The organism is Streptomyces sp. NPDC051913, from assembly GCF_044593635.1.
Classification (GTDB): Bacteria; Actinomycetota; Actinomycetes; order Streptomycetales; family Streptomycetaceae; genus Streptomyces.
Genome location: NZ_JBIUCI010000003.1, coordinates 436,755 through 456,499 on the forward strand (window position 1 = coordinate 436,755; position 19,745 = coordinate 456,499).

19 protein-coding genes are annotated in these 19,745 nt (G+C 71.3%); 4 read left to right on the top strand and 15 right to left on the bottom strand.

Annotation, left to right across the window (positions count from 1 at the left end):
- Window positions 1-37: 37 nt before the first annotated feature.
- Both ACIHIX_RS11030 and ACIHIX_RS11035 read right to left on the bottom strand, forming a co-directional pair.
- The gene (locus ACIHIX_RS11030; protein ID WP_399953003.1) at window positions 38-640 is read right to left on the bottom strand and encodes a hypothetical protein; all 603 of its coding nucleotides are present in this window, start codon (window positions 638-640) and stop codon (window positions 38-40) included.
- Window positions 641-821: 181 nt separating this feature from the next.
- Complete coding sequence (locus tag ACIHIX_RS11035; protein ID WP_399953006.1) at window positions 822-959, bottom strand: hypothetical protein; 138 nt, start codon at window positions 957-959, stop codon at window positions 822-824.
- A 415-nt stretch (window positions 960-1,374) separates the two neighbouring features.
- Between ACIHIX_RS11035 and ACIHIX_RS11040 the strand changes: the two genes are divergently transcribed.
- Window positions 1,375-2,358 carry a DUF6879 family protein gene (locus ACIHIX_RS11040; RefSeq protein ID WP_399953009.1) on the top strand — a complete coding sequence of 328 codons (984 nt, stop codon included), beginning with the start codon at window positions 1,375-1,377 and terminating at the stop codon, window positions 2,356-2,358.
- A 394-nt stretch (window positions 2,359-2,752) separates the two neighbouring features.
- Here ACIHIX_RS11040 and ACIHIX_RS11045 read toward each other — a convergent pair whose 3' ends face one another.
- The 12 genes from ACIHIX_RS11045 to ACIHIX_RS11100 all read right to left on the bottom strand — a co-directional run bounded on the left by ACIHIX_RS11045 (window position 2,753) and on the right by ACIHIX_RS11100 (window position 16,290).
- Window positions 2,753-3,235, bottom strand: a complete 483-nt coding sequence (locus ACIHIX_RS11045) for a rhodanese-like domain-containing protein (RefSeq protein WP_399953011.1) — start codon at window positions 3,233-3,235, stop codon at window positions 2,753-2,755.
- The gene (locus ACIHIX_RS11050; RefSeq protein WP_399953014.1) at window positions 3,180-4,151 is read right to left on the bottom strand and encodes a hypothetical protein; all 972 of its coding nucleotides are present in this window, start codon (window positions 4,149-4,151) and stop codon (window positions 3,180-3,182) included. Before ACIHIX_RS11050 ends, ACIHIX_RS11045 begins: the two co-directional genes overlap by 56 nt.
- Window positions 4,148-5,791, bottom strand: coding sequence for a methionine--tRNA ligase (locus ACIHIX_RS11055; protein ID WP_399953017.1), 1,644 nt, complete (start codon window positions 5,789-5,791; stop codon window positions 4,148-4,150). Before ACIHIX_RS11055 ends, ACIHIX_RS11050 begins: the two co-directional genes overlap by 4 nt.
- A gap of 22 nt (window positions 5,792-5,813) precedes the next feature.
- A complete protein-coding gene (gene epsC / locus ACIHIX_RS11060) occupies window positions 5,814-6,419 on the bottom strand; it encodes a serine O-acetyltransferase EpsC (RefSeq protein ID WP_399953020.1) in 606 nt (201 codons plus the stop codon).
- Complete coding sequence (locus ACIHIX_RS11065) at window positions 6,406-7,614, bottom strand: NAD(P)/FAD-dependent oxidoreductase (protein ID WP_399953023.1); 1,209 nt, start codon at window positions 7,612-7,614, stop codon at window positions 6,406-6,408. Before ACIHIX_RS11065 ends, epsC begins: the two co-directional genes overlap by 14 nt.
- On the bottom strand, window positions 7,614-8,075 hold the full coding sequence (locus ACIHIX_RS11070) for a cupin domain-containing protein (protein WP_399953024.1): 462 nt from the start codon (window positions 8,073-8,075) through the stop codon (window positions 7,614-7,616). Before ACIHIX_RS11070 ends, ACIHIX_RS11065 begins: the two co-directional genes overlap by 1 nt.
- A 13-nt stretch (window positions 8,076-8,088) precedes the next feature.
- Entirely contained in the window at window positions 8,089-9,387 is a 1,299-nt protein-coding gene (locus ACIHIX_RS11075; protein ID WP_399953027.1) for a SidA/IucD/PvdA family monooxygenase, read from the bottom strand.
- Window positions 9,384-10,775 carry a diaminobutyrate--2-oxoglutarate transaminase family protein gene (locus ACIHIX_RS11080; RefSeq protein ID WP_399953029.1) on the bottom strand — a complete coding sequence of 464 codons (1,392 nt, stop codon included), beginning with the start codon at window positions 10,773-10,775 and terminating at the stop codon, window positions 9,384-9,386. The genes ACIHIX_RS11075 and ACIHIX_RS11080 overlap by 4 nt, the downstream gene beginning before the upstream one ends.
- A 118-nt stretch (window positions 10,776-10,893) precedes the next feature.
- Window positions 10,894-12,210, bottom strand: coding sequence for a lysine N(6)-hydroxylase/L-ornithine N(5)-oxygenase family protein (locus ACIHIX_RS11085; RefSeq protein ID WP_399953032.1), 1,317 nt, complete (start codon window positions 12,208-12,210; stop codon window positions 10,894-10,896).
- Window positions 12,207-13,703, bottom strand: coding sequence for an ABC transporter substrate-binding protein (locus tag ACIHIX_RS11090; RefSeq protein WP_399953035.1), 1,497 nt, complete (start codon window positions 13,701-13,703; stop codon window positions 12,207-12,209). The genes ACIHIX_RS11085 and ACIHIX_RS11090 overlap by 4 nt, the downstream gene beginning before the upstream one ends.
- Entirely contained in the window at window positions 13,700-15,001 is a 1,302-nt protein-coding gene (locus ACIHIX_RS11095) for an acetyl-CoA carboxylase biotin carboxylase subunit family protein (RefSeq protein WP_399953038.1), read from the bottom strand. Before ACIHIX_RS11095 ends, ACIHIX_RS11090 begins: the two co-directional genes overlap by 4 nt.
- Window positions 14,998-16,290 carry an ATP-grasp domain-containing protein gene (locus ACIHIX_RS11100; protein ID WP_399953040.1) on the bottom strand — a complete coding sequence of 431 codons (1,293 nt, stop codon included), beginning with the start codon at window positions 16,288-16,290 and terminating at the stop codon, window positions 14,998-15,000. The genes ACIHIX_RS11095 and ACIHIX_RS11100 overlap by 4 nt, the downstream gene beginning before the upstream one ends.
- A 179-nt stretch (window positions 16,291-16,469) precedes the next feature.
- On the opposite strand from ACIHIX_RS11100, the gene ACIHIX_RS11105 reads away from it, so the two are divergent.
- The 3 genes from ACIHIX_RS11105 to ACIHIX_RS11115 are packed head-to-tail and all read left to right on the top strand — an operon-like array spanning window position 16,470 to window position 18,687.
- Complete coding sequence (locus tag ACIHIX_RS11105) at window positions 16,470-16,748, top strand: hypothetical protein (RefSeq protein WP_399953042.1); 279 nt, start codon at window positions 16,470-16,472, stop codon at window positions 16,746-16,748.
- Between the two features lie 60 nt (window positions 16,749-16,808).
- A complete protein-coding gene (locus ACIHIX_RS11110) occupies window positions 16,809-18,047 on the top strand; it encodes an MDR family MFS transporter (protein ID WP_399953044.1) in 1,239 nt (412 codons plus the stop codon).
- Window positions 18,048-18,084: 37 nt separating this feature from the next.
- A complete protein-coding gene (locus ACIHIX_RS11115) occupies window positions 18,085-18,687 on the top strand; it encodes a DinB family protein (RefSeq protein WP_399953047.1) in 603 nt (200 codons plus the stop codon).
- 67 nt (window positions 18,688-18,754) lie between these two features.
- Here the strand turns inward: ACIHIX_RS11115 and ACIHIX_RS11120 are convergent, their stop codons facing one another.
- Window positions 18,755-19,690 carry an intradiol ring-cleavage dioxygenase gene (locus tag ACIHIX_RS11120; RefSeq protein WP_399953050.1) on the bottom strand — a complete coding sequence of 312 codons (936 nt, stop codon included), beginning with the start codon at window positions 19,688-19,690 and terminating at the stop codon, window positions 18,755-18,757.
- Between the last annotated feature and the right edge of the window lie 55 nt (window positions 19,691-19,745).

The following is a 19,745-nucleotide window of genomic DNA, read 5'->3' on the forward strand; positions in this document are numbered from 1 at the left end:
CATAAAAGCGCCCGGGGCCCTGTGGTCCCGGGCGCTTTCACATCGCGGCCACCGGCGTTGCCGCCGCCCACCAGGGGGCGCTGTACCAGCCCCCGGGCAGCCGGCGCCCGGCCACCTCGCCACCGGCGTAGTAGTAGGGCGTCGCGTCCTGCCAGCGGTTGGAGACGACGTAGGTGACCGTCGCGACGACCACCCGCCCGTCCCGCGCCGTCACGGCGGGGGTGCCGAGGCCCGGCAGCACCGGCCCGGGGTCGAGGCGCAGGGCGGTACGGGCGGCGCGGACGTAGTGCAGGCCTTCCAGGGCGGTGTGCCCCACCTGCGCGTACCGGCCGTCCACGAGCTGCTCCCGGGCCGCCCGGCAGCGTTCGGCGGCGTCGGCGAGGGCCTGCGCGGCGGCGCGGTCGCCTCCGGCATCGAGTCCGGCCAGGCTTCCGCCGAGCCGGTCGAGCAGTCGCTCGGCGGCAACGCGCCCCTCATGCCGCGGGGGGTCGGGGGACCGCGGTGCCTCGGCGGGGTCCGGATCACGCCGCCGCCGCTGCGCGACGACCGCGAACACCGCTCCGACGATCAGCAACAGTGCGAGCGGCACGGCGACAACCATCGCTACCTCCAGGCTTCCGGTGAGTACGTACGTCTCCATCAGACCCACGGCCGCTGTGCGCAGCCGTCGGGACGCCTGTACGGCTCCTGTGAGCCCGCCATGATCGACAACCTTGGCGGGTGCAGCTGGCTGGCCCAGAAGATGAAATGCGGGTGAACAGGCGAAGGGGCCCGGAACCGTGTGGCGGTTCCGGGCCCCTTCTGTGTGGTGCCGGTGTGGACTAGGACCAGCCCGGGTCGGTGACCGTCGCGGTCGCCACGGTGGTCGTCTGCGCGTCGGCGCCGGAGTCGCTCGCACCGAGGACGGCGATCAGGGCGGCGGCGGTGACGGCGACGATCGTGGCGAGCATGCGGCGCATTTGGTTCCCCCAAGTATTGGTGTTTTAGCGGGAGTTGGGCCGTTCCGGGCGGTTCGGCGTGACTCCATACTGGGGTTCGAGTGATCCTCGAGTCGCGTGTTTTCCGTGGCACGAAACGATCTGGCACATGTGTGCCAGCGGGCGGTCCGGACGGCCCGACGTGCGAACACGGGATCTTCACACTTTCCCGGGGTGATCTCGGTGAACCGCCACGAGCATGATCACGTCATGCTGCTGACCTGCGCGTCCATCCCCCGGACAGGCTTGTGGTGGGACCCCGCGGAGCGGCACAATCCCTCCGCATGACTTGACCCACGGAGTGGCCGCGCCGGGGCTGGGACGAGCCCGTTCCCCAGGTGCCGCCAGCGTTGTCGGGACCCGCTGCCCCTCCGTGACACGAAGCTGGGGGGCTTGCGTGCTGGTTTCTCTCGGACTGACCGAGCAGTCCGACCGTCTGTACCGCGCCATTCTCAGACGGCCGGACCTGGCCGTCGCGGATGCCGCCAAGGAACTCGGCGTCACCGAGGACGTAGTGCGCGAGGAGCTGGAGGAACTGACCCGTCTCTCCCTGCTCACCCCCACCTGGCGCCGGGACGGCCGACTGCGGGTGGTCGCCCCCAAGGCGGCCCTCGACTCCCTGCTCGCCCACCAGCAGGCCGAGATCGTCGAGCGGCAGCGCGCCCTCGCCGAGAGCCAGGCCGCCGCCGACGCACTGCTGACCCAGTACGCCGAGCTCCACCCCGAGGAACCCGAGCACGAGGCGGAACGATTCCTCGGGGTCGAGGCGGTCCGCGCCAAGATCACCGAGCTGACCGCCGACGTCCGCACGGAGATCATCAGCTTCCACCCCGGCGGCCCGCAGCCCGCGGCCCAGTTCGAGGCCAGCGAACCGATCACCACCGGGCTCCTCGACCGCGGCGTCACGGTCAAGGGCGTCTACCAGGACTCCATCCGCAACGACCAGGTCAGCGTCGAACACGCCCGCTGGCTCACCGAGCGCAGCGGCGAACTGCGCACCGTCCCCGCCCTGCCGATGCGGATGATCATCCTGGACCGGCAGAAGGCCCTGGTGCCGATCGACCCGGACGACAGCTCCCTCGGCGCGGTCCTGCTGCGCGAGCCCGGCGCGGTCGCCGCGTTCTGCGCCCTCTTCGACGCCGTGTGGGACACCGCCACCCCGTTCGGCGAACCGGCCCGCCGCAGCCTCGACGACCCCGGCTCCCAGCCCCGCGAACTGCTCCGCCTGCTCGCCCAGGGCTACACCGACGAGGCCGCCGCCCGCCGCCTCGGCATCTCACTGCGCAGCGAACGGCGCCTGATCTCCGAGCTGATGGAGAAACTGGACGCGCAGAGCCGCTTCCAGCTGGGCCAGCGAGCCGTCGAACACGGGTTGCTGTAGGGGGACTTCAGCGGGGGCGGCGGGCTGCCGACGCCGACCGCGGCACAGGGACTCCGGCGCGGCCAACGGGGCTACCGACACCGACCGCGGCACAGGGACTCCGGCGCAGCCAACGGGGCTACCGACGCCGACCGCGGCACAGGGACTCCGGCGCAGCCAACGGGGCTGCCGACACCGACCGCGGCACAGGGACTTCGACGCGGGCAACGGGGCTGCCGACACCGACCGCGGCACAGGGACTTCGGCGCGGGCAGCGGGCTGTCCGGCGCGGGCTGTTCCAGGGGATGCGGCTGGGGACCTCAGCAGGGGCGGCGGGCTGTCCCGGACGGGCTGCTGCGGAGCGACTTCGGCAGGCGCAGCGGGCTGTCCGACGCGGGATGGTGGCATACGGACTTCAGCAGGCGCAGGCGATGCCGCTGACCGGGGCCGTCAGCGGGTCGATCGCCTGCCGGCGGACGCCGGCCGCGTCCTGGACCTCGAAGCCCTCGCGGGACCAGTACTCGAAGCCGCCCAGCATCTCCTTGACCGGGTGGCCGAGGCCCGCGAAGGCGTACGCGGCACGGGTGGCCCCGTTGCAGCCCGGCCCCCAGCAGTAGGTGACGACCATCGCCCCGGCCGGCACCAGCTCGGCGGCCCGCTCGGCGATGTCGTCGGTCGGCAGATGGACGGCCCCCGGGATGTGTCCCTGCTCCCACGCCTCGGCGCTGCGCGTGTCGATCAGCACGAACCCCTTCGCGCCGGACTCGATGTCGGCGTGCACGTCGGAGGCGTCGGCCTCGAAGGACAGCCGTCCACGGAAGTGGGCGAGCGCCTCGGCGGGGTCAGCGGCGGGAACGCGCAGCACCTTCGAGGGGGCGGCGGTGGTGGTCGTGGTCATGGGAGGTCTCCTTGGATCGGTTCGTGAGGGTGTGGACGGCGGCACAGGCGACGGCCGTGAGGATGGCCGCGGTCGCGGTGCCGGGAAGCAGGAGCAGGACGGCGGTGCCGCCGCCCGCGAGATGGGCGAGGGTGAGGGTGACGAGGGCGAGGGTGGCGGCAGCCGCGGCACCCTCCGCCTGCGGACGGCTGGTCAGTTCGTGCCAACGGGTTCCGGTGGCCTGGAGGTTGGTGCGGCAGTAGAGGGCGAGCGTGAGGGCACTGAGCGCGGCGAGGGGTGCCAGGGGGAGGTCGGCGAGGGGAGCGGGCGGGCGCAGGAGTACGGCGTACAGGGCGGCGGCGGCCGTGACGCCGAGCAGCGTTCCGGTCAGGCCCGCCCGGCCCGGCACCGAGCCTTCGACGCCGACCCAGCCGAAGAGCAGCGGGAGCAGCGCCCACCAGGACGCGGTGGCGTCGGGGACCCCGCCCAGCGCCCACCATCCCCCGGCCGCCGCCAGCACCGCCGCCAGCCGCAGCCGGCGTACCGGTGTCGACAGCGGGCGGGGGCGATAGGTGGCCCAGGTGGCGGCGGCGAGCAGAACGGCGACCGACCACGCGTACGCGTCACCCCACCGCCGGGCCGCGAACTCCCCGGCCGTCAGGGCGACCGCGGCCTGCCCGGTGGCGAACCCGGCGAAGTACAGGCCGGTGACGGCCCGTGCGGCCCCGAACCCCAGTCGCCGCCGCACGAAGCCGACCGCGCCGCCCTGCGCGGTACCCCCCGCCCAGGCGACCAGCAGGCACCAGGCGGCCACCACGAGCGCGACCACCGCGGAGTACCCGACCGGGACGGGGGCGAGGGCGGCGGGCAGCAGCAGGGCACCGGCGCCGAGGACGGCGGCGAGGGTGCGGACCGCGGCCGCCGTCACGTCCTTCATGACAGCTCGTGGAAGAACAGCGGTGCCGCGTCCGGCAGTTGGGTGCCCGCCGGGACCAACCGGGCTTCGAGGCGGTCCCACTGGGGCATCTGCGTCGTCATGTCCACCGGCACGCCCAGCTGTCCGGCGAGGTGGGCGGACCAGCCCGGCATCAGGGGGGCCGAGGTGACCGCGACCGCCGCGAGGAGTTCGAGGTGGGCGACGAGGCGGGCGGCGTACTCCTCGCGGGGGCCCGCGGCGCGTACGAGGGACAGCTGGCGCAGGTCGTCCACGGCACGGTCGACGACCACGGCCAGTTCGGCGGCGGCCTTCTGCGGGGAGAAGGTCTCCGCACCGAGCGCGGCGGCGATACGGTCCGGCAGTTCGGCGCGGTCCTCGTCGAGGAAGGTGACGGAGAGGGGCGTGGCGGGGACCGTCGACTGGAAGTCCTGGGAGAGCAGGTCGAGGACGGTGTCCGTCCAGCGCTCGATGCCACCGGCGAGGACCGTGCTGACGGTGTCGGCGAACTCCTTCATGGAGAAGTTGTTCTGCTCCCGCTCGGGGCCGGTCAGGGCGAGGTGGAAGCGCAGCGCGTCGGCGTTGACGCGGCGCAGGAACTCGCCGCCCCAGATGGCGTGGCCGCGGCTGGTGGAGAACTTGTCGCCCTCCAGCCGGTAGAACTCGTTGATCACGACCTGGGAGGGCAGCGTCAGCGTGCCCTGGGCGAGCAGGAGGGCCGGCCACAGGACGGCGTGGGAGAAGGAGCAGTCGAAGCCGATGAAGTTGATGATCCTCGTGTCGGGGTTCGTCCACAGGCGCTCCCACTCGCCCTTGTCGCCGTGCGCCTCCGACAGCCGGGCGGTGGCGGCGGCGTAGCCGAAGATGCCGCTGAACCAGGTGTCGAGGATGTGTCCCTCCCAGCCCTCCAGCGGGACCGGGATGCCGTAGTCGGCCTCGCGGGAGATCGGGGTGTCGGGGAGCGTCCGCTCGAACAGGCCGTCCAGGTAGGAGATCAGGCGCGGGCGCCATTCCGCCTTCGACTGGGCTTCCGTGTAGTAGGCCTGGAGGCGGTCGCGGTAGTCGTCGAGCGGGAAGACGATCCGGCGCAGGGTGGTCAGGCCCGGCTCCTGCCAGCAGGACGTGCACTTGGGGTTGGCGACGCCGGCCGGGTCCTGGGCGAGACCGCAGGCCTCGCAGTAGATGCCGTCGGAGGGGTCGGCGCAGAACTGGCACTCGCCGCGCACCTCGGCCTCGTACAGATAGCGGTCGCAGGGCTCGCAGCGGAAGACGGGCAGCTCCTCGACCTTCAGCGCGCCCGCGTTCCACAGCTCAAGGAAGAAGCGCTGGACGAACTCGGTGTGCGTGGAGTCGGTCAGCGGGCGGGTGAACCAGTCGTGGTGCATGGAGCCCAGCGACAGCGTCTGCTCCATGCGGTCGCCGAACAGCTTGGCCGTCGGGTACGCGGTGGAGCCGATCTCGGCGGCGCGGCGCGGGACGTAGCAGGAGTGCTCGTCGGAGTAGCCGACGTAACGGACGTCGTTGCCGCGCTGGCGGAGGTGCCGGCTGAGGATGTCGGCGCCGAGGAACGGGCCGGAGAGATGGCCGAGGTGGAGGTCGCCGTTGGGGTTGGGCGGGGCGCTGGTGACGACGTACGAGGTCATGGTCGTGAAGTCCTTAGAAGGCTTAGGAGGCGAGCTGGTTGAGGGCGGGCTCCGGGACGGCGCCGGTGTCGAGCGCCGGGAGCACCTCGCAGGTCGGGGCCACCACGCGGCTGTGCGGCGGGAGGTCGTCCAGGACGATGGCGTGGGCGCCGACGCGGGAGTCGGAGCCGACGGTGACCGGGCCCAGCACGCTGGCGCCGGTGCCGATGATCACGCGGTCGCCGACGACGGGGTGGCGGCGGGATCCTGCCGGGCGCCGCAGGTCCTTCCACCAGCCGACCGAGCCGAGCGTCACCTGGTGGTACAGCATCACGTCGTCGCCGATGCGGACGGTCTCGCCGATGACGACGGCGGTGCCGTGGTCGACGAAGAAGCGGCGGCCGATCCGCGCCCCCGGGTGGATCTCGATGCCGCTCACCGCGCGGGCCAGCAGCGACAGGGCGCGGGCGGTGAAGCGGTGCCCGCGCCGCCAGAGGCGGTGCGCGATCCGGTACGTCCACAGGGCGTGGATGTGCGGGTAGAGCAGCACCTCGGCGCGGGAGGAGGCGGCGGGGTCCTTGGCGAGGACGGTGGCGATGTCCTCGGCGAGCAGCGCCCGCAGTCGCGGCCCTGGCTCACATGTGGTCATACGGCGCCTCCGGTCTGACCGGCCGGCCCGCGAGGAACCGCTGCGGCCGGTAGGGCTCCAGGAGTTCCTGGACCGCCTTGCCGGGTACGGCACCGCCGTCGATGATCTCCCGCGCGGCGAGCTCCGCGACGGCGGGCGCCATCTTGAAGCCGCCGCCGCTGAAGCCGAGGGCGAGGTAGAGCCCGTCGGGCCCGGCGGCGCCCACGACGGGGCGCTTGTCCGGCGTGTAGCCGTCGAGGCCTGAGCGGGTGCCGGCCAGCGGGGCCGTGGCGGCCTGCGGGACCCGGACCGCGATCGCGTTGATCGCCGCCTCCAGTTCGGCCTGCGTCAGCGGCTCCACGTCCCGGCCCAGCTCGGTGTCGGGCTTGCTGGGCACACCGAAGTAGAAGCGGTCCAGGCCGTCGGGCCGGAAGTAGGAGCCGGTGGTGTCGTCGATGCAGGTGGGCACCGAGGCCCGCGAGCCGCGCCGCCCGGCACCCGGCAGCTCGGCCTGCGCGAGGCCGATCCGGCGGGCGGTCACCGGGATGTGGACGCCGAGGTACTCGGCGGGAGCGGACCCCCAGGCGCCGCCCGCGAGGACGACCAGCGGGGAGTCGATACGGCCGATGGAGGTGAGGACGCCGGTGACGACACCGGCGTGCTCCAGGACCTTCATCGCCCGGATGCCCTCGGACGGGGAGACCCCGAGCCGGTAGGCGGCGGCCAGCAGCGCCCCGGAGGCCATCATCGGGTCGGCGTAGCCGCCCTCGGGCTCGTAGGCGGCCAGCGCGATGTTCTCGGTGCTGAGCCCGGGATAGATCTCCTTCAGCTCGCCCGGCTCGACGATCTCGACGCGCCGGTGCCCGGCGGCGTCCGTCGTCGCGTCGGCGTTCTGCCGCAGGTCCTCGGCGTGGTTGTCACCGACGATCATCACGAACCCGGTGCGCCGGTAGCCGCAGTCCCCGCCGATGACATCGGCCCACTGCTCGAAGACCGGCAGGGAGCGTGCGGCCAGCCGTGTGTCGGCGACGGACGTGTGGTGCAGCCGCAGCAGACCGCCCGAACGGGACGTGGCGCCCTGGGCGTTGACCCGGCCCTGGTCGCACAGCACGATCCGGCCGAGCCCGGCCAGCGCGAGCTGGTGCGCGATGGCCGCGCCGATCACCCCGCCGCCGACGACCACGGCGTCGGCGTGCGCGTGCACGATGGGACTCATCAGACGGACACCCCTGCCACCACACGGGAGTTGACCGGGCCGGACGGGTCGTCGATCTCGAACACCGAGGCCCACTTGGCGCGTTCGCGGGCGACCGCCTCGGCGCCGCCCCACCAGATGGTGACGAACCGCAGCCGGGTCTCGCCGTCGTTGGTCAGGTCGTGGTCCTGGTACGGCGTGATGAACACCGTCTCCCCGGCCCGCACCCGGCGCGTCTCCTCGCCGATGCGCATGACGCCGCTGCCCTCGGTGATGAAGAACATCTCGTTCTCGTCGTGATGGTGCGCGGTGGACGTCTCACCGGGCGCCACGTCCACCCAGGCGCCGCCCCAGAAGGGCTCCTCGACCGCGCCGGGCCAGGGGAAGATGCGTCGGCCACTGACGTTGTACGGCTCCTCGAAGACCATGTCCTCCTCGTGCGCGGTGAACACGTGCATCAAGCTCTTCTTCTGCTCGCTCATGGGGTCCCCCCGTTCATGCGGCGACGGGCTGCCGCAGTCGGCTGCGCAGGTCGCGGTGGATGGTGTCGGCCTTGGCGGCCATCTGGCTGAAGGAGGTGGCGGAGCCGATGCCGTGCCGCCACTCGGTGAGGCCGTCGAGGTAGAGACCCACCTCGCAGTCGTCGGTGGTCTCGGCGCGATAGGCGCGGGTCACCTCCGGCCGCCCCTGCGCGTCCACCTTCAAGTAGGGCTTGAACGCCTCCAGTTGACGGGGGAAGGCAGGCTCGCGGTAGCCGGTGCAGACGATGACGGCGTCGGCCTCGATGACGCCGCGCTCCCCGGTGAAGACCTCTTCGGTCTCCAGGCGTACGGCGTCCCCGACGACGGAGACCTCCCGGACATCGGTCCGCCGGTGCATGTGCAGCCGCTGCCGCCCGGTGAGCCGGTCCTGGTAGACCGCCTGGTACAGCCCGGTCGAGACGTCCGGGTCCACGGCGGCGTAGTTGGTGGCCCGAGCCTGGTTCAGGGCACGCTCGCGCTCGTCGTCGCCGAGGGCGTAGAAGTAGTCGGTCTCGTCGGGGAAGTACACCTCGTTGCTGAAGTGGCCCAGCTCGTACATCCGGAAGCCGGCGTGCCGGACCAGGGAGTGGATGTGGGCGTCGGGGTTCTGCCCGGCGAGATGCAGCACGATCTCACCGGCGGTCTGCCCGGCGCCGATGACGGCGACACGGTCCAGGGAGCCGAGGGCGGCGAGCTTGGGCAGCAACTGGGAGGCGTGGAACACCCGTTCGCCGAGCGCCCCCCGGAACACCTCGGGGACGTAGGCCACATGCCCGGTGGCGAGGGCGATGTTGCGCCCCTCGACGCGGTGCACGGACCCGTCGCGAGGATCACGCGAGACGACCCGGGCACTGAGCACCCGCCCGCCGTCCCCCACCACGGGCTCCACCGCGAGCACCTCACGGTGGTAGTCGACCCGGCCGCGCACCTGCCCGGCCGCCCACTGCACGTAATCCGACCACTCCAGGCGGCTCGGGTAGCCGCCCATCAGCGTGAACGGGTAGAAGCGGCCGGTCTGGTGGATGTAGCTCGGGAACCCGAAGCGGGAGCGCGGGTCACGGGGTGTGGCGAAGTCGCGCAGGAAGTGGTGCTGGATGTCGGTGCCGGGCAGAACGAGGTTGGGCTGCCAGGCGGAGTCGCCGGCCTTCTCCAGGTAACGGGCGCTGAGCACACCCCCGTTGGCGTCGTCGTGGTCCTCGACGGCGGCGGCGAGGGCGATCCCGGAGGGCCCGAACCCGGCGACGACCAGGTCATGGACGTCGTGAGCGCTCATCGGAGGGCCTCCTCGGCGGCGGTGAGGGCCTCGCGCAGGATGCGTCCGGCGATGTCGATCTCCTGCTCGGAGCAGTTCAGGGGCGGCAGCATGCGCACGACGCAGTCGTCACGCCCGCCGAGTTCGAGGATCAGCCCACGGCTGACGGCCTCCCACTGCACCCGCTTGGCGAGCTCGCTGGCGGGCTGCCCGGTGACGGGGTCGTTGAGCTCGACACCGGTCATCAGCCCGAGCCCGCGCACATCGGCGACGTACGGGCTCACGCCTCGCAGCCCCTGGAGATGAACCATCAACTGCTCGGCCCGGGCACGGACGTTCTCCAGCACCCGGTCCCGCGCGACGACCTTGAGGGTGGCCACGGCGGCGGCGAAGGCGGGCTGGTTGCCGCGGAAGGTGCCGCTGTGGGCGCCCGGCGCCCAGGCGTCCAGCTTCTCGTCGTAGAGGATCACGGAGGCCGGCAGCCCCATGCCGCTGAGCGCCTTGGAGGCGCACACCACATCGGGCTCGATGCCGTACTGCTCGAAGGCGAACCAGGTACCGGTACGCCCGCACCCGCTCTGCACCTCGTCGACGATCATCGGAATCCCGAGCCGCCTGGTGACCTCACGCACCCGCCGCACGAACTCCACGTCGGCCGGAATGACGCCGCCCTCGCCCTGCACCAGCTCCATGATCACGGCGGCGGGAAGGGTGATGCCGCCGTTGACGTCGGTGAGGGCACGCTCCAGGAAGGTGGCGCAGTTGACCTCGCAGTTCTCCCGCTTCAGCCCCAGCGGGCAGCTGTGGCAGTTGGAGTACGGGAAGAAGTGCACGCCAGGCATCCGGCCACGCACCGGTTCCTTCTGCTCGACGAGCCCGGTGACGCTCATCGCGGCCATGGTCGCGCCGTGGAACCCGCCCTGGAAGGTGATGATCTCCTCACGCCCGGTGGCGGTCTTGCACAGCTTCAGCGCCGCGTCCACGGCGTTGGCGCCGGTCGGCCCACAGAAGTGGATCTTCGTCCGCTCCCGCATCGGCGCCGGCAGCATCCCGATGGTCAGCGAGGTGAACTCGTCCTTGATGGGGGTGGGGAAATCCAGCCCGTGCACGAACTCGTCGAGCTGGCGGTGGGCGGCGGCGAGAGGTTCGGGGTGATTGTGTCCGAGGGAGAGCACCCCGGCCCCGGAGAGAAAGTCCAGGAAGACGTTTCCGTCGAGATCTTCCACATAGCTCCCCTTGCCACGTCGTATGGCTATGGGAAGTTTTCGCGGATAGGAGCGTGAGTTGGACTCGCGGGCGGCCTGCCGGTCGAGCAGCTCGGCACTGAGGGGCCCGGGGAGGGTGCCGGAGACGTAGGGACCGGGGTACCCGGGGGAGGTGGGGGCGGCGTGATCAATGGTTGCGGTCATGGAGGGTAGTGCCTTCCAAGGGGTAAGGGAGACGCCTGTCTTTTAGGGGCACGGGGCTGTGTCGATTTGCGGCTCCGCCGCGTGGGCGCGACCAGCCACAACGGACTGGCAGCGACACTCAGGCCGCAGCCAGAACGGCGCTCCGGTCGTTACTCGAAAGCACCGCACTCAACGAGTCCGTCAACGTCGCCGCCCGAAGAGACAGCAAGCTGAACGACCCGGCGTCACCGATCCCATGGCTCGACTCGCACAGCCCGTTCAGGAACAGCGGCGGCGTCCCGTCCGCCACAGCCTTGAGCGCGTAATCGACACCCACCTCAAGCCGCCCGTCCGCCTCCTTGGCGAACAGCCCGGCCAGCCCGGCCATAAGAGGCGGGCACAACTCCTCGTGCGCCCCCGGCCCCATGTTCCGGAACCCGGTGGCCAGCACGGCGAAGTCGACCGAGTCCGTCACCGTCTCCCCGGTGTTGCGCTCCAGGAAGTCGATGTTCACCCGCCCGTCCGCCTCGGCCACCGACACGGCCTGCAGGTTGCCGCGCACGAACAGCCGCTGGTCCCCGTCGAGCTCCTGCTCGTAGATCTCCAGGTACAGCTCACGCAGCACGTCGATGTCGGCGGACGAGTAGTTCGTCGGGTGCATGAACGCGTCGAGGGCCTTCTTGCCGTCCCGCGAGGCACGGAAGTAGTAGTCGGTGAACTCGGGGAAGTACCCCTCCTCGCTGAACGGGCTGGTGTCCTTCTGTCGCAGCGAGTGCGACCGCGTGTAGGTGGTCACCCGAGCCCGCGGGAAGCGCCGCCCGAGGTCCAGCGCCAGCTCCACCGCACTCTGGCTGCCGCCGATGACCGCGACAGAGGCCGGCTCACCGGAAGCCGTCAGCGAGGCGAGCTTCGGCAGGTACTGGGTCAGATGGAACACCCGCTCGCCGCGGAGCGAGTCGTACGGCGCCGGGATGTAAGGCGTCCGCCCGGGACCCATCACCAGCGTGCGGCCGAGGTACCGCTGCCCCGACATGGTCGTCACCTCATACAGCCGCTCCCCGTTCTCCTCCACGACCTGGAGGCCCTCGGCCCGCTGGTTGCAGTCGACGAGGTGGGAGAAGAAGCCGGCGGCCCAGCGGATGTACCCGGCGTACTCCTTGCGCAGCGGGAACTCCGAGGGGAGGTTCAGGTGGCGCAGCAGCCGGCCCTGCTCGTGCAGGTAGTTGAGGAAGCTGTAGCGGGAGCGCGGGTTGCGCAGGGTCACCAGGTCGCGGCTGGGGTGGTTCTGGATGTCGGAGCCGTCCAGGAGCATCCCCGGCTGCCACTCCGGGCTCGGGCGGGCCTCCAGGAAGCGTGCGGTCAGCGGGGAGTTCCGCTCCTCCAGGGCGATGGCGAGGGCGAGGTTGGCGGGCCCGAAGCCGATGCCGAGGATGTCGTACACGGGAGTGGTGCTCATCGCTGGGTGCTCCTTGCGGTCACGGTCGTGAAGGTCGGGTTGCCGTCGAAGTCGATGCGCAGACCGCCGATGCGGTCGGCCGCGTACACGCGCTGGTCGGTGCGGTACCAGAGGGGGACGAGGGCGAGGTCGCGGATCGCGATCCGGTCGGCCCGCCGCCAGGCGTCGACGCGTTCGGCGGGGTCGGTGGCGGCGCGGGCGCGGGCCACCAGGGCGTCGAACTCGGCGTCCACGTACCGCCCTTCGTTGTCGCCGTGGGCGGTGCCCTCGGCGTCGGGCGCGGTGCACGAGGAGTGCAGCAGCGGGAAGAGCATGTTGTCGGGGGTGGGGTAGTCACAGGCCCAGCCGGCCCGGCACAGCCCCGCCGCCGCCACCGACGTACGGTGGTCGACGAGGCCGCGCGCGTCGGTGCGCAGCAACTCGACCTGCCAGCCGTGGACCTGCTCCAGCCCCTTGGCGAGGGCGATGACCCAGTCGTCGTGCCCGGCACCGGTGTTGTAGGCGAGGTCGACCCGCGTACCGGGACCGAGTCCCGCTCGCGCGGCTGCTTCCCGCGCCTTCTGCGGGTCGTACGCCGTCCAGTCCTCCTCCCCCATCTCCCCGCGCGGTGTGTGCGCCTTGCCGAACCACGGCGACAGCAGCGAGTGCGCGGCCGTACGGCTGCCGTGGAAGTAGGTGTCGATGAGGCCCTGCCGGTCGATGGCGGCCGACACAGCGCGCCGCGCCTCGACGGAGTCCATCGGCGCCTGGTGACAGAACGGAATGAGGTAGAAGAGCCCGGCGCCCTCCTGCTCCAGGTAGCCGGCCCGCTGAGCCGCCTCCCGCGTCTTCGCCGGGGGAATCCGGGCGTAGTCGTAGGTACCGTCCACGAACCGGGCGTACTCGTCGTCCAGGGCGGTGACCGGGTCGAGGATGTCGAAGTGGATCTCCTCGATCTCCGGAGCCGGTCCGAACCACCGCTCGTTGCGCCGCAGCCGGATCGACTCGCCGTGCCGCCAGGGTCCGTCCATCACGAAAGGTCCGTTGCCGACGGGGAGATCGTTGTACGACGCCTCCAGCGCGGCCGGCGTCCAGGACGGCACCGGGAAGAAGATCGGCTGGAGCGTCTTGAGGTCGAACTGGACGTCGGGCTCGGCGAGTTCGACGACCAGCGTGGCGTCGTCCACGGCCGTGAAGTCCCGTACGCCGGCCAGATGGTAGGCGGTCTCGGTGTTGGCCTCCGGGTCGAGGGCCCGGCGCCAGCCGCGCACGAAGCTGTGCGCGGTGACCGGCTCACCGTCGCTGAAGACGGTGTCGGTGCGCAGCCGGAACGTCCAGGTGGTGGCCGTCGGGTCGGACTCCCACGCGGTCGCCGTGGCCGGGATCAGCTCCCCGGCCTCGTCCAGGGCCAGCAGGCCGGTGAACAGCGCCTTGCAGACCTGGATGCCCTCGCCCTCCTGGGCCTTGTAGGGGTCGATGGCGGTGGGCTCGGTGATGCCCGCACGGAAGATCACGCGGCGCCCCTGACGACGGGCGGCACCATCACGACGTCGAGCTGCTCGTCAAGGTCGGCCGCGATCCGCTCCACCCGGTCGACGTCCTCCACGCCTCGGTAGGGCGCGGCGACGGCGAGCGAGCCGGCGATCTCGTACCAGCCCTCGGGGGCGCGGCGCAGCCGGTCGCCGGGCTTGGAGGCGGGGATGTAGGAGCGGAAGTAGGGGGAGTGGTAGGCGTCGCCGGGGTTGTTGCGGACCAGCGTGCCGGTCCGGTAGGCGAACTTGATGCAGGTCGCGGCGCGGGGGGTGGCGGCGCGGCGGACCTCGCCGTCGAGCACGGCGGCCCGCTTCTCGGCGTCGTCACCGGCGAGCACGGCCTTGGCGTAGAGCCGTACGGCGTCGATGCCGTGCACCTCGCGCAGGTTGCGGTAGTTCTGGCCGCCGCTCATGCGGGTGGCGAACTCCACGACCCGGTAACGGCCCTGGGCGTCCTGCCGGAACTCGGCGTTGAACAGGCAGTTCCTGACCCCGAGTCCGGCGACGATGCCCTCGGCGACCGCGACCAGGCCCGGCTCCTCCTCCGGAGTGCGGAAGGGCAGGGTGTAGAAGTCCTCCTCGAAGTAGGGGCCGGGCATCTGCATCTTGTTGGTGACGCCGACGAGGTGGAACGCGCCGTCGACGACCACGCCGTCGAGGGTGACCTCCTTGCCGGGCAGGAACTCCTCGATGAGGGCGATCTCGGGGCCGTCGCTCGGGAAGTAGCCGCCCCACTCCTCGGCGAGGCGCGCCACGTCGGTGAGCGCCCGCTCCAGCTCGTCGCGGTCACGGACCAGGCTGACGCCGATGCTCGCGGCGAGGGCGCTGGGCTTGACGATGAAGGGGAAGGAGAAGTCCTCGGCGGCCTTGAGGCCCGTCTCCACGCCGGTCACTCCGGCGAACTGCGGTGCGGGCAGGCCGTGTTCGGTGAGGAAATTGCGCTGGAGCTGCTTGTCGCGGGAGATCGCGTCGGCCTCGGGGCGCGGCCAGGAGTGGCCGAGCAGCTGGTTGGCGCGGGAGGTGACGGCGATGTCGCTGTCGTAGAAGGTGATCGCCGTGTCGATGCCCAGCCTGCCGGCCTCCTCGGCGCAGAAGCGGGCCATCGACTCGCCCTCCAGCTCCTCCGGGATCGGCACCACGGAGGCGAAACGGCCGTCGTCGGCGGCCTGCTTGACGCCGGTGGCCAGGTGGATCTCCAGACCCATCCGCTCCAGCGTCTCGATGTGCTCGCGGTGCCACGCGTAGGTGTTCCGCATGATCAGCAGGATCTTGTTGCTCATGCCGCGACCTTCTGCTCCAACTCGACGGTGACTACGGTGACTTGCTCCAGCAGGGCCTCGGCGGTGGCGATCGCCGCCGTGGTGTCCGGGCCGGTGGTGAGGACCTGGCCCGCGCGGTCCCAGTTGCCGCGCAGCTCGCCCAGGACGTCGCCGGGCTTGACGGTGGTCTCGACGTCGATGACGTCGGCCAGCTCCTTGGCCTCCTCGGCGCCCTGCACCTCGACGACCGTGCCGGGGCGGGCGGACAGGAAGCGGGTGGCGGCGGAGCGCTCCGGCACCGGGCGGGCGTCCAGGACCGGGATCAGCTCGAACTGCCAGGCCACGATCCACTCTTCGATGTCGATGCCGTAGGCGGCGTTGAGCAGGTCGAAGATGCGGTCGCCGCCCATGCGGTTGTGGCTCTCGATGATCTTCGGGCCGGTGGGGGTGAGACGCAGCTCGGTGTGGGCGGCGCCGTCGGTGAGGCCGAGGGCGTCCAGGAAGCGGGCGACCGTGTCCTCGACGCTGCGCTCCTGCTCGGGGGTGAGGCGGGCCGGCAGGGCGTGCCCGAATTCGATGAACCCGTTCTCGCCACCGGTCAGCTTCTCCGTGATCGCGAGGACGATGTGCCGGCCCGCGAAGGAGAAGGACTCCACGCTGAACTCCGGCCCGGAGATGTACTGCTCGACCAGGAAGCGCTCGATGTGGAAGAAGTTCCCCCACTGAAGGTCGGTGCGGGCCCGCAGCGCCTCCACGTTCGCCCACGCGGCGGCGGCCTGCTCGGGGCCGTCGATGCGCTCGACACCGAGGCTGGCGGTGGCGTCGGCCGGCTTGAGCACGAACGGGTAGCCGTGCTCGGCACCGAAGGCGACGAGGTCCTCCGCGCTCGTGACCTCGGCGGCGGCGACCGACAGGTCCCGGGTGCCCTCCGAGGCGGCCAGCAGATCGCGCATCGCCCGCTTGTCGTGCAGGAGTTCGGCGGTGCGCTCGGTGGTGCCGCCCAGGCCCAGGTGGTCGCTGATCCGCGCGGCCGGCACCAGACCGGGCTCGGTGATCGACACGACCCGGGTGAAGCCGTACGCGACATGCGCGGCCTCGATCAGCGGGCGGGTGGTCTCCCAGTCGGTGTAGTCGGCGATGATCACGGCCTCGGCGAGCTTGGCCGCCTCCGGCACGAAGTGGTCCTGGTGCTGGATCAGCACGAAGCGGATACCGAGGGCGGCCGCCTTGCGCAGCGTCTGGATCCGGCCGCCCACGACGAGAAGCGTGTGGTCACCGGTGGACCGCGAGGTCGTTGATTGCTGGGTCATGCCGAGAACTCTGTGTCATGAATTCCCGTGGGAAAATACTTTCCGGGTGGCACAAGAATGCCCGGCACAAAAGACGCAGCAGACCTTCGGAAAAGGGTCGCTGGCACTTTCGTGCCACGCACTTTGGTGCCCGCCCGATTCCCTTCCCCGGCCGTCTCCCGGCCGGGAACATCGAGGTCATGCGGCCAATGTACGAGCCCCGCACCCGGGCATTCCTCATCGTTCTCAGCACCATGGCGTTTCTGCTCACGCTCGTCGGCGCGGGGCTGAAGATCACCCTCCAGACCTATTTCGTGGCGGAGACCGACAGCTACGGCTACGCGACCGGCGCGCTCGACCAGCTGACCACGTTCTTCGCCGTCGTCATCGCGGCGCTGTGCGGGGTGCTCGCCTCCGTGCTGGTGGCGGCGCGCCGCGTCCCCCAGCCGGCCGAGACCGCATCCGACCTTCCCTCCTGAACAAGGCAGTTGGCGTCCGCCTGCTGACCGAATCCCCAAGGCCCCCAAGGAGAGCCCCTCATGGCGGACACCGCCCCCCTGCACCGACGCCTGCGCCAACTGCCCCGCAGCGCCTGGGTGATCTTCGCGGGGATGTTCCTGATCAAGTTCGGGAACTTCCTCAACGTCTTCCTCGTGCTCTTCCTGGTCGCCCAGGGCTTCTCCGCCGCCCAGGCGGGCCTCGCGCTGGCCGTGGTCGGTCTCGGCACGTTCGTGGGCAACATGATCGGCGGCACGGTCGCCGACAGGTTCGGCCGGCGCAGCGCCATCGCCGTGTCGATGTTCGGCTCGGCGGCGGCCACCGCCGCGGTGCCCTTCACCGACGGCCTCGTCACCACCACCGCGCTGGTCGGCCTGGTCGGTGTCTTCGCCCAGCTCTACCGCCCGGCGGCCGGCGCCCTGCTCGTCGACGTCGTCGAGGGCGAGCAGCGGGTGATGGCCTTCGCGGTGCTGCGGCTCGCCGTCAACGTCGGCATGGCGGTCGGCCCGCTCGTCGGCGGTCTGCTCAGTGCGGCCTCGTACACGTACCTGTTCGCGGGCGACGCCATGTTCTCCTTCGCCTTCGGCACCCTGGCCCTGCTGCTCCTGCCCGCCGGCCGACCCCCGAAGGCGGCGGTCACCGTCTCCGAGGCGACCGGCAAGGGCGGCTACCGCGAGGTCTTCACCGACCGCCCCTACGTCCTGTTCCTGCTCTCGATGGTCGCCGCCACCTTCGTCTACGGCCAGGCCACCGCGACCCTCCCGCTGCACGTCACCGACGCCGGCCTGTCCAACACGGCCTACGGTCTCCTCCTCGGCCTCAACGCCCTGCTCTGCGTGGTCATCGAGCTGCCCCTGACCAAGCACACCGAGCGCCGCGACCCGCGCCGCGTCATCGCCCTCGGCCTGCTGCTGCTCGGCGCGGGCATGGGCCTGACCGGTGCCGTGAGCGCCGTGTGGCTGCTGGCCCTGACGGTCGTCGTGTGGACCGTCGCCGAGACGATCTACACCCCGATCGCCAACGCCTACCCGGCCGAGTTCTCCCCGGCCCACCTCCGTGGCCGCTACCAGGGCGCCGAGGGCCTCGCCCACACCCTCGGCGGCACCCTCGGCCCGGCCGTCGGCGGTCTGCTCTACGGCATCAACGCCCCGCTGCACTGGATCGTCTGCGCCGCCGTCGCCGCCCTCGGCGCGGCCCTGGTCCTCGGCGCCAAGCCCGGCGTACGGCAGACCGAGGCACCGGCGGCCGAGACGCCGGAGCCCGTGGCCGCCGCCAACTGACCTTCTTCCTCCGCCACTTCACACCTGAGAGACCTCAATGACCATCACCAGCACCGAAGTCCCCCGCATCGACATCCCCTCCGCCACCAAGGAACCGGCCGCCTACGTCACCGCGCTCCTCGAAGTCGCCGCCGAGCGCGACCCGTTCGATGTCCTCGCCAAGACCCCGGTATGGGCCGCCCGGCTCTTCGCCGACCTGCCGACCGAGCTCGCCGAGACGGTCCCGGAGGAGGGGGAGTGGCCGGCCGCGTTCACCGTCGGGCACCTCTTCGACGTCGACATCGTCTACGGCTTCCGCTGGCGCCTGGTCGCCACCGAGGACGCCCCGGTCTACCCCGGCTACGACGAGGAGAAGTGGGCCCCGCTGCCCCGCCTCCCGTTCCGTCAGATGCTCGACGCCTGGACCGGCCTGCGCGCCTCCAACGTGGCCCTCCTCGCGGCCCTCACCCCCGAGGACTGGCAGCGCACCGGCCACCACGGTGAGCAGGGCGGCGAGACCATGGAGGTCATGATCAAGAAGGTCGTCGGCCACGACATCGCCCACATCAACCAGATCTACCGCGCGATCCGCCTGGTCCGTGAGGCGGCGGGCCTGGACGTGGCGGAGCTGGACGCGACGTACCTGGCGCTGGGCCTGTAGGCCTGCCGCGTACGACGAAGGGCGCCCGGGACCTGACCGTCCCGGGCGCCCTCGCTCATGCCCCGTGTCACATCGTGGTGTTGTCGTTCTCCGCGTCCGGGTCGACGCCCATCGTGATCGATCCGACGACGCCCCCCGCGATGTTCTTCTTGTTGTACTTCAGCTTGAGGAGACCGCCCGTGGTGCCGCTCTGGTCGTAGATGGTGTCCTCGGTGAGCGTGGTGCGGGTGGTGGTGCTGGTGGAGTACGGCTCGACCTCGGCGGAGGCGAGCACGGACTCCTCGGAGAAGAAGAACTGGCCGGTGTGGCAGGTGTTGCCGCCCTCGTACCCGGCGTCCGTCCACTCGCCGTTGACATGCACCTTGGTGTGGATGTGCACACAGCGGCCCTGGTACCAGCCCGGGAAGATGGTCCTGAAGGTGACCTTGCCGTGCTTGTCCGTCTTCCAGGTGCCCCGCAGATAGCGCTCGTCGTCGGTGGGCTCCTGGTGGATGGAGCCACCGGTGCCGCCGGAGGGCGCCCCGGACGGCGGCTCACCGGTGGGCGTGGCACCGTCGGTGGGGGCGTCGGTGGGGGCGCCGCTGGGGATGCCGCCACCGCCCGTGGACATGCTCTCGTACCCGGAGTAGATGCCCAGCGCGTCGCAGTGCCAGATGTCGACGGCGGCGTTCGCGATCGGCTTGCAGGTCTCGGCGTCGATCACCTTGAGGTCCAGGACGAGCGGGATGCCCTCCTTGTCCTCGGTGATGTCCCGGCGAAGCTTGTCGGCGTCGATGTAGTACGGCCCCTCGGTGGTCTCCGAGGTGAGCTTGTAGCAGGCCTCCGCACTGGAACTGCTGCTCGCGGAGGCGGTGGTGCCCGTCGCGTCGTCCGCGAAGGCGCCTGATACGAGGGTCGCGCCCGCGCCCACGGCCACGGCGGCACCCGCCCCCGCCACGACCACCTTGCGGCGCGTCAGATCCTTTTTGTGCTTCGGTTCGTTGCTCTGCAGGTTTCCCGTCATGGGCGACGAACGTAGGTAAGAAAGCTGGGAGGGCCACTGGTGAGAGCTGTGACCC

Coding starts and splice junctions, on each gene's coding strand:
- ACIHIX_RS11030 (WP_399953003.1), bottom strand. CDS start 640: ATGGAGACGTACGTACTCACCGGAAGCCTGGAGGTAGCGATGGTTGTC.
- ACIHIX_RS11035 (WP_399953006.1), bottom strand. CDS start 959: ATGCGCCGCATGCTCGCCACGATCGTCGCCGTCACCGCCGCCGCCCTG.
- ACIHIX_RS11045 (WP_399953011.1), bottom strand. CDS start 3,235: ATGACCACGACCACCACCGCCGCCCCCTCGAAGGTGCTGCGCGTTCCC.
- ACIHIX_RS11050 (WP_399953014.1), bottom strand. CDS start 4,151: ATGAAGGACGTGACGGCGGCCGCGGTCCGCACCCTCGCCGCCGTCCTC.
- ACIHIX_RS11055 (WP_399953017.1), bottom strand. CDS start 5,791: ATGACCTCGTACGTCGTCACCAGCGCCCCGCCCAACCCCAACGGCGAC.
- epsC (WP_399953020.1), bottom strand. CDS start 6,419: ATGACCACATGTGAGCCAGGGCCGCGACTGCGGGCGCTGCTCGCCGAG.
- ACIHIX_RS11065 (WP_399953023.1), bottom strand. CDS start 7,614: ATGAGTCCCATCGTGCACGCGCACGCCGACGCCGTGGTCGTCGGCGGC.
- ACIHIX_RS11070 (WP_399953024.1), bottom strand. CDS start 8,075: ATGAGCGAGCAGAAGAAGAGCTTGATGCACGTGTTCACCGCGCACGAG.
- ACIHIX_RS11075 (WP_399953027.1), bottom strand. CDS start 9,387: ATGAGCGCTCACGACGTCCATGACCTGGTCGTCGCCGGGTTCGGGCCC.
- ACIHIX_RS11080 (WP_399953029.1), bottom strand. CDS start 10,775: ATGACCGCAACCATTGATCACGCCGCCCCCACCTCCCCCGGGTACCCC.
- ACIHIX_RS11085 (WP_399953032.1), bottom strand. CDS start 12,210: ATGAGCACCACTCCCGTGTACGACATCCTCGGCATCGGCTTCGGGCCC.
- ACIHIX_RS11095 (WP_399953038.1), bottom strand. CDS start 15,001: ATGAGCAACAAGATCCTGCTGATCATGCGGAACACCTACGCGTGGCAC.
- ACIHIX_RS11100 (WP_399953040.1), bottom strand. CDS start 16,290: ATGACCCAGCAATCAACGACCTCGCGGTCCACCGGTGACCACACGCTT.
- ACIHIX_RS11105 (WP_399953042.1), top strand. CDS start 16,470: ATGCGGCCAATGTACGAGCCCCGCACCCGGGCATTCCTCATCGTTCTC.
- ACIHIX_RS11110 (WP_399953044.1), top strand. CDS start 16,809: ATGGCGGACACCGCCCCCCTGCACCGACGCCTGCGCCAACTGCCCCGC.
- ACIHIX_RS11115 (WP_399953047.1), top strand. CDS start 18,085: ATGACCATCACCAGCACCGAAGTCCCCCGCATCGACATCCCCTCCGCC.
- ACIHIX_RS11120 (WP_399953050.1), bottom strand. CDS start 19,690: ATGACGGGAAACCTGCAGAGCAACGAACCGAAGCACAAAAAGGATCTG.